The 8,233-nt window shown below is 52.3% G+C and carries 8 protein-coding genes; 6 read left to right on the top strand and 2 right to left on the bottom strand.

Going from position 1 to position 8,233, the window contains the following annotated elements; all coding sequences use genetic code 11:
• Positions 1–768 precede the first annotated feature (768 nt).
• On the bottom strand, positions 769–2,397 hold the full coding sequence (locus tag NOR51B_RS14710) for a flavin-containing monooxygenase (RefSeq protein WP_009021089.1): 1,629 nt from the start codon (positions 2,395–2,397) through the stop codon (positions 769–771).
• Positions 2,398–2,613: 216 nt separating this feature from the next.
• On the opposite strand from NOR51B_RS14710, the gene NOR51B_RS14705 reads away from it, so the two are divergent.
• The 6 genes from NOR51B_RS14705 to NOR51B_RS14680 all read left to right on the top strand — a co-directional run bounded on the left by NOR51B_RS14705 (position 2,614) and on the right by NOR51B_RS14680 (position 7,741).
• The gene (locus NOR51B_RS14705) at positions 2,614–3,048 is read left to right on the top strand and encodes a MaoC family dehydratase (protein WP_050759503.1); all 435 of its coding nucleotides are present in this window, start codon (positions 2,614–2,616) and stop codon (positions 3,046–3,048) included.
• Positions 3,049–3,121: 73 nt separating this feature from the next.
• Positions 3,122–3,619, top strand: a complete 498-nt coding sequence (locus NOR51B_RS14700; protein ID WP_230198485.1) for a MaoC family dehydratase — start codon at positions 3,122–3,124, stop codon at positions 3,617–3,619.
• On the top strand, positions 3,616–4,077 hold the full coding sequence (locus NOR51B_RS14695; protein WP_081443993.1) for a Zn-ribbon domain-containing OB-fold protein: 462 nt from the start codon (positions 3,616–3,618) through the stop codon (positions 4,075–4,077). Before NOR51B_RS14700 ends, NOR51B_RS14695 begins: the two co-directional genes overlap by 4 nt.
• A complete protein-coding gene (locus NOR51B_RS14690; RefSeq protein WP_009018861.1) occupies positions 4,070–5,263 on the top strand; it encodes a thiolase C-terminal domain-containing protein in 1,194 nt (397 codons plus the stop codon). The genes NOR51B_RS14695 and NOR51B_RS14690 overlap by 8 nt, the downstream gene beginning before the upstream one ends.
• Before the next feature lie 10 nt (positions 5,264–5,273).
• Positions 5,274–6,995 carry a class I adenylate-forming enzyme family protein gene (locus NOR51B_RS14685; protein ID WP_040482187.1) on the top strand — a complete coding sequence of 574 codons (1,722 nt, stop codon included), beginning with the start codon at positions 5,274–5,276 and terminating at the stop codon, positions 6,993–6,995.
• Positions 6,992–7,741: an SDR family oxidoreductase gene (locus NOR51B_RS14680; protein WP_009021564.1), complete on the top strand. Its 750-nt coding sequence runs from the start codon at positions 6,992–6,994 to the stop codon at positions 7,739–7,741. The genes NOR51B_RS14685 and NOR51B_RS14680 overlap by 4 nt, the downstream gene beginning before the upstream one ends.
• Positions 7,742–7,857: 116 nt before the next feature.
• Here the strand turns inward: NOR51B_RS14680 and NOR51B_RS14675 are convergent.
• Positions 7,858–8,233, bottom strand: a 376-nt coding sequence (locus NOR51B_RS14675) for an alpha/beta hydrolase fold domain-containing protein (protein ID WP_040482186.1), incomplete at its 5' end; no start/stop codon positions are given.

Raw genomic sequence — 8,233 nt, 5'->3', positions numbered from 1 at the left:
TGTGGACGTCAGGGATCATCTTTCTCCTCGCATAGGCTTTGGGTATCTGTTCGTACCTGACCCGGGCGGCCTACCCCCACTTTACTCAAGCTGCTCGCGTGGCTCCAGTGGAGAGGGAGTAGCAACCAGCTCGCTCGTCGGACGCGATAGCAAAGCGGCGTCGAGCCACCCTCAGGGGTCGAGACAGGGCGGCGGCGAAATAACGACCCAATGTGGCGCTAAGCTGGTGAGGTAAGCGGTAATTCTTTGTGCGTCGACGAGCGACTCTGACAGTGCGCTGACATTGCTGGAGCTACGCGAGCAGCTCAAAGGACTACCGTCTGCCTCACCGATTTCAAGACATAAGGTGTGGTCGTCAACGAACGTCTTCCAGAGCAATGAGTGAGGTACTGCGCAGGCCTTGATCCCGCTAACCCACGATAATCCTTTTTGTGTGTGTTGAAAAAGCAAGGTTGCTTTACTTCTACGCGGAAATATTGGAGACACTAACCGCCTTATTATTAAAAGAGCAGAATCAGTGCCATCGCTGATGGATATATGATGGTCGCTAATGCAGCTCGTTTAGCGACCATCTTTCGACCAACAGCACTACAAACACCTTAGGGTAAGGTATCGAAGCTCCTGCGAAGCTACGCCCGAAGTTGTATGTTGCGCGTGGCGGGCAGGAAAAAGGTTACTATTAGATTATGCTGCACCGACGCCCACTGAGAATGAAAGATAAATCGGCGTCAAAGAACTGAGAGACAGAACGGACGTTTTGGTTTTACGCTACCGAACGTCGCGTTCCTCTATGGCGTGCATATCAAAACCCTTCCAATCGTTATCCATCACGTCGTAAAGTGTACGACGATAGGAGCGTACCCCGCCCGAGTAAGGCATAAATACATGTGGCTTTCCAGGTACTTCGGCCCCCATATAGTAAGAGGCTGCCTTTGGATAAAGCGTTTTCTTGGAATGTTCGTTGACGTGTTCGACCCATTGTAGTTCGGCTTCTGCGTTTGCTTCGACTTCATCCATTCCTGCTTCCTTCATATTTACAATCAGGTCGCGAATAAAGTCCGCATGATCCTCGGTTGAAACTAGAACATTACTGAGCAGCGAAGGGCTACCAGGGCCAACCATAATAAACATATTGGGGAAACCTACGGTACTCAGTCCCAGATAGTTTTTGGGGCCATCCTTCCAGCGCTCCCGAAGAGTTACGCCGTTGCGGCCAACAATTTCGGGGGCCAGAAGGGATCCGGTAAATACATCGAATCCCGTCGCAAAAATGATGATGTCGAGGGGGTATTCATTATTTTCTGTGCGAATTCCCGTTTCAGTAATCTCCTGAATGGGATCTTCCTTGATGTCCACCAGTTCTACGTTTTCTCGATTGAAGGACTCATAGTACAGGTGATCCACGGCAGGCCGCATTGCACCGAAAGGAAACCCTTTCGGTGTCAGTTTTTCTCGCACAACCGGGTCGTGAACCTTTTCGGCAATTTTGCGATGTACGAATTCTTTTGCAACGTCATTGGCCTCTTCATTCAACAGGATATCCTTGTAAACCAAGGCGAAACCAAAGCCGAGTCGATTCCATGCTTCTTCGAAGTTTTTCTCCCGTATATCTGGTGGGTCATCCAATGCAGATGCGCCATTGGGTACGAAGCCTAGTCCGCTCGGGGAATTGCGAGCTTGCTCCCGCCTGGTCTTATAATCCGCCTTTATTGAAGCGTCTTCTTCGTCGCTTATATGGGCGTGACAGGCCGGAATACTGTAATTCGCGGTTCGCTGGAAGATGCACAGGTGGTCGGCCTGGTCGGAGATGACAGGCGTCATCTGAACACCCGAAGATCCGGTGCCAATGATGCCAACACGTTTGCCCGTAAAATCAACTTTTTCTCTTGGCCATAGAGCGCTGTGGTAAATGTTTCCTTTAAAAGAGGATTCTCCCTTTATATCAGGCTTCTTGGGTTTCGAAAGCTGTCCAACGGCCATTATAAAAAATCGTGCGGTAAGCCTGTCGCCCTTACTCGTTTCTATGTTCCAAGTTGCATGGCTTTCGTCATATTGGGCCGATTCAAGTCGTGTCTTGAATGAAATATCTTTCTTCAGATCAAACCGGTCTGCGACGTGACGAATGTATTCAAGTATCTCTCCCTGCTTTGCATAACGCTCCGTCCAGCGCCATTCGTTTTCGAGTTCTCTGGAGAAACCATAGGAATAGTCATAGCTTTCTACATCGCAACGGGCGCCTGGATAGCGATTGTAATTCCACACACCGCCCACCTCGTCAGAGGCCTCGATCACCAGACAGCTCAGTCCGGCTTTTCGAAGGGTATAGAGGGCGCGAAGTCCGGCAAACCCTGCACCTACGATAACGGCGTCGATCAGCTTGGATTTTTTTTCCTGCATAGCTTGGTCTCTTTAATGGTGAAAAGTCGTCGAAACCGAGAGCTCTGCCCGCGTTCAACGATGTAGCAGGTTCAATTATCAGGACTCTGCTTGCAAAAAGTCAACAGTTGTGTTGAAATTAATCCATATCATCTTAAGCACTCAGGGTTTTGGTATTTCGTGCTGGGCAAGAGTTGCGTGCAGCAGATACGCCGAGCAAGCGGAGAAAGGATAATCATGACATCAACCGATCTGACACACCGCGTAACTAGCGATACTGAAGTGGGCTATGCGCTACAACCAATTTCAAAAAAGGCGGTGATTCAACTCATGGGTTCACGACTCTGGGGTCGATTTAATCCGAATCATTGGGACCCCGGCTACGCGCAAACAACCGGTCTCAGTGCGCCCATTCAGACAGGCGAGATGTCGTCCGCCTACATTGCCGAAATGTGTGTCAACCACTTCGGTGAACACATATTTCAGGGGTCCAGGATTGCTTGTAAGTACGTTAGCTCGGTGCTGGCCGACGAAGTCATCACTACGGGTGGCGTAGTCACGGAGAAGACTCCACTGGAGCGCGGCTTTCGTTTTAAGGTTGATGTCTGGTGTGAAAACGAAAAGGGTGAAAAAAAGACGGTTGGTGTAGTTGAGGTGACTGTTCCCGAGTGAGCGGTATCTTAAAAACGCAGGCACGCAGAAACACGAAGAGAGTAGAGCGCTAGTTATGAATCGATTGAAGCCAATGACAGCTATACAGGAAGGTCAGACTCAGGAGTTTATCAATGGACTCGCAGAGGAGTGTCTTCCGTATTGGGATATGGTTGAAGTAGGGGACGTGCTTGAGCGTGAACTACACCTCTCGCCTGAGTTAGTTACTCTTTACGCAGATGGTGTCGAGGACTTCAACCCCTGGTACGAGGCTTGGCGGATGAACTCGTGGCGTATTCCGGGAGAGTCACCCTTCGGAGGCGCTATTGTTCCTCCCTTGCTCGTCTCACACTTTGTACTGTCAGTTCAGTTCGATCACACCAAGCCATTTGCTATTGGATCGATACATACGTTTCATGACTCAGAAATTTTCGCTCCGATTGCGGTGGGTGCAACAGTAAGGATTACTACTCGCGCCACTGATAAATTCGAAAAACGTGGGCGCCGATACGTGCGCCACAACGCGGAGGTAGTTGATGTTGATAACGACACCCTCTACTTTAGCGAGACGCGGGACATTCTTTCGCTATGACTGGCGATATGCCGAGCACGCTTGAGGCATTTAATCCCGTTGTAGAGGGATTAATGGTCCAGACTGAGGCGGGGCCTAGACTGATGGGGACGCGCTGCCTTGGCTGCCATATGACCTATTTCCCGTCTTCCACAACCTGTCGAAATCCGGCCTGTGGTTCTGACACGGTCGAATCAACTCAACTATCCCTTGTTGGAACGCTCTACAGCTATACGGTTCAGCATTATCAGCCGCCGCCGTTGTTTCGCAATGATGATTGGCAGCCTTATGCTATTGGGGTTGTTGAGTTTCCAGAAAAGGTGCGGGTGATGGGCATGCTGTCTGGAATTGCGCTCGATGATATCGCTATTGGGGAGCGCTATGTTTTAGCCCTTAGCGATCTTGTCAAGGATGCTGACGGCAAGCAGGTACACACACACGCGTTTACCCCCGAAAGTCAGGGCACGCCGAGTGAGTGAAGGAGTCTATGTAGCAGGTGCGGGTGCCATTCCCTGGGGCAAGCGACCGGAGACAACCCAGCTTGCGATGGCCATCGAAGCCCTCAATGCCGCCTTTTTAGATGCCGGTATTGGCTGGGAAGGTATTGAAGGTCTGGTTGCAGCAAGTTCGCGGTTTGAAGGTGGCATGGGCTGGGGTCTGCACGCCAATGAGATTTTGCAGGCGGTATCGGAGCGGGCGATTTCCTGTATTAATGTGGGCGGCGCCTGTGCTGCCGGCGCCATTGCGTTCAATACAGCATATTCAATGATTGCCAGCGGTCAACACGATTCAGTGGCAGTTATCGGTGCTGAGCGTATGCCGAAGGGCTTTATTCCTCGGCCGCCAGGAAGTCAGGACGATATTTCAGACAGCGACTTCTTGCGCTGGGTCACCATGGGCGCGACCAATCCAGCCTATTGGGCCCTTGAGGCGCAGCGCCGGCGGTATGATTTCGGTACCAGTGACGAAACCCTGGCGCGCGCATCCGTATTGATGCGCAGTAATGCGGCGGCCAATCCTTATGCGCGCTTCAGAGATCCGTTAACGATCGAGGAGGTCCTTGCCTCACCGATGGTAGCCGACCCGCTGCACCTTCTTCAGATATGTCCTGTAAGCGACGGCGCCGCTGCAGTGGTTCTCGGTTCCAGGAAGTTTGCAGAGGGGACGGGTCGTCCACTAGTCGAGGTGGCCGGGTGCGCCATCGGCTCGGGCCAATTCGGAGATCCCGCACGGAGAATTCCTACGATTTCCAACACTGTCTTAGAGGGTGTAGCGCACACCAGTGAGGTCACCACTTCGGTAAAACGAGCAATGGAAATGGCCAGCGTCGACCTGCCGGATATCGATGTGCTGGAGATGGCCGATAATACCTCATGGCACCTCCTGGCCTGGCCTGAACTGTTTGGCTTTGTTGAACCAGGGCAGAGCGATTGGATGATCAATAACGGGCGTTTTGCGATTAATGGTGATTTGGCCTTGAACCCGAGCGGTGGCTTTTTATCGTTTGGCGAGGCGACCACTGCGCAGGCCGTTCTTCAGGTTTGTGAACTGGTGTGGCAGCTGCGTGGTGAGGCCGTAGGACGTCAGGTGACGGGGGCGCGCGTAGGAATGTCAGCGGTGCTGGGCCTCGCCGGGAATGGTGGATCAATTGTCCTCAAGCGGTGAGGGTCGGTAAATGGGGTTAGTGAAATCAGTAGGTGAGCGTCAAAATGAGTTGGAGGGTAAGCATCCTGTATGGACTCCAAAGGCGCTGCATCAGGCTCTTGCCAGTGCCGCAGACCGCTGGCCCGACCGCGATTTTATCGTCGCTGATACGTCCAGCTTCAGCTATAGCGAGATGCATAGTTGGTCATCCAGGATCGCCACTGGCCTGGTTGATGTTGGTATAAAGCCGGGCGATCACGTTGCGCTGCTCATGGCTAACTATCCCGAGTTCGTAGCTGCTAAGTTTGCGATTTCGAGGGTTGGTGCCACCGCTGTTCCAATCAATTTCCTCAATCGCCGAGATGAGCTTGCCTATGTGCTTGCGCAGTCGGAAGCGCGCTGTTTGATCGCAATGGACCGTTTTCGCGACCTCAACTATCTTGAAATGTTGGATCAGATAGTTCCCGGATGGGTAAGTGGCGGTGGCGGAGAGGTCTTGCCGTACCTTAAAACTATTTTTGTTCTACCTGTTTCTGGCGAACCATTACCAGCTGGTGTACAGAGCTTTGAGGCGCTTAGCGATGCTTCAGGATCGACACCCGAGTTGACTGTCGATCCCCGATCACCATCAGATATTATTTATACATCTGGAACGACAGGCGGCCCCAAGGGTGTTTTGCTAACCCACGATATGTTGCTTCGCACTGCCTATGGAAGTGCATACGCTCGCGCTATGGAAGATGGGCAGCGAATTCTATTTGCACTGCCCATGTACCATGTTTACGGCTATGTCGAAGGTCTACTTGCGGCGTTGACCGTGGGTGGTGCGGCGGTCATCAAGCTACTGTTTGATCCTGCCGCAGCTCTTGATTCGATTGGTCTTCAACACGTTGATGATATTTTGTTGATTCCAACCATGACGCTGGCACTACTAGACGAATTGGAGGCTGGTGATTATGACGTCTCTAACCTGAAGACAATGCTTTCTTCGGGGGGGAAAGCGCCTCCGGAATTGTGGGATCGTATTTTTCAGAAGTTCGGCCAGATCGAGGTAACCACAGGATACGGCATGAGTGAGGCAACCGCATCATCAACCGTGACACGTCCCGACGACCCAATTGATAAATTGCGTTTCACCAATGGACGTTTGCGAGATGTGGGTGTGGCGGGAGATCCACAGAATCAGGGAAAACTGGTGACCTATCGGGTAGTGGATACCGAAACCGAAGATGAATTACCACCCGGCGAAGTGGGTGAATTACGAATGAAAGGTGCCGGGGTCACCAGGGGGTACTACAAGAAGCCAGAGGAAACGGCCACTGCTTTTGATGATGAGGGCTGGTTCCGAACCGGTGATCTAGGCGTGGTCGATCCAGAGGGTTATATCATCCTTAAGGGGCGCACTAAGGAGAGCTATCGCTGTGGTGGTGAGTTGGTGTTGCCGCTGGAAGTGGAGCAGGTGCTGATCACGCATTCTGAAGTTTCCGACGTTCATGTTGTGGCGATCCCCGATAAACGCATGGGTGAAGTGGGCGTAGCATGCGTGGTCGCTGAACACCTCCCGTCGGTCGATGAATCTGAATTGATCGAGTTCTGTCGCCAGCGGTTGGCTCGTTTTAAAGTGCCGCGGCATGTGGTGTTTATCAAGCCAGAGGAGTTGCCAACAACGGCTACGGGGCGACCGCGTAAGTTTTTGTTGGTCGAACCGGTTCTAAAGAAGTTGGGCCTAACTGAGAAAGGTGAAAAGCAATGACACGCATTGCTGTAGTGACAGGAGCGGCGCGGGGCATCGGTGCACAGATCGCCAGTCGCTTGGCGGAAGACGGTTGTGATGTGGCGGTTCTCGATCTGGATGCTGAGCAGTGCAAGGCTACCGTCGATAGTATTTTATCCGTTGGTCGTCGGGCCATCGGGGTTGCTGTAGACGTGACAAATGAGTCTTCGGTTGCTGCTGCGGTTGCCGAGGTCGCAGGAACTCTTGGCCCGCCACTCATACTGATCAATAATGCTGGCGTCATGCGGTCGCGGATGGTCCATAAAATGGTTTTGGAAGATTGGGAGCTGGTGATGGACGTGAATTTGCGCGGCACATTTTTAATGACTCGCGAGATAGCGCCATTCCTGCGTACTGAGAAGTGGGGACGTATCGTTAACCTCTCAAGTATGGGTGCCTTGGGTCTGGCGGGCAGCGCAAATTATGCTGCTGCAAAAGCGGGTGTTCAGGGCCTGACCAAGAGCCTTGCGCTAGAACTCGGGCATTTCAATGTGACGGCTAATGCGGTCGCCCCCGGGTTTGTGGTGACTGACATGACGCGCGCAATCGCTGATAGTAGCGGCCAGTCGGTTGAGAATATGGAGGCAGAAATGGCGAGTGGTGCCGCGGTGGGGCGGGCGGGCACGCCTGCAGATATCGCGCAGGCAGTATCGTTTTTTGTTGATGAGCGTTCGTCGTATGTTTCGGGCCAGGTGCTTTATGTCGCGGGAGGGCCAAAAACCTAAGTCGTATTGGTACTAAGCCTGCACTGGCCATTCTAAATGGACCGACAAATTCGCGTTTTTTGGAGGGTCTGTTTTTTACTAATGAAAGCCAATGCCAGCCGAGCGTGCTTTTTGCGTTATCCGGCAGTTTCTGGTCGATTTTTTTCAAATAAGGCTTTTCGCAGGGCGTTTTTTACAGCTAGATTGCCCTTTCTGGCGACCTCGGATTGCGGTGCCAGGATATCAAAGCCGTGTATCGCACCCGGATACACATGCAGCTCTGTAGCCACCCCTGCCTGAAGTAGCCGTTGTGCGTAGGCGATGTTTTCGTCCACAAAAAGGTCCAGATCGCCAACCATAATAAAGGCATCAGGCAAACCCGTGAGATTTTCCTCTCGTCCCGGCGCCGCGAATGAAGTCAGCTCTGCACCACTCGGTAGTTCGCCCAGATATAGCTTCCAGGCAAGGAGGTTGGTTGATCGGTCCCAGAGCGTCGAGTCATCAATTCCATAG

Source organism: Luminiphilus syltensis NOR5-1B (genome assembly GCF_000158175.1).
In the GTDB taxonomy this organism is placed as follows: Bacteria; Pseudomonadota; Gammaproteobacteria; order Pseudomonadales; family Halieaceae; genus Luminiphilus; species Luminiphilus syltensis.
This window is presented reverse-complemented; position numbering and strand designations above follow the sequence as displayed.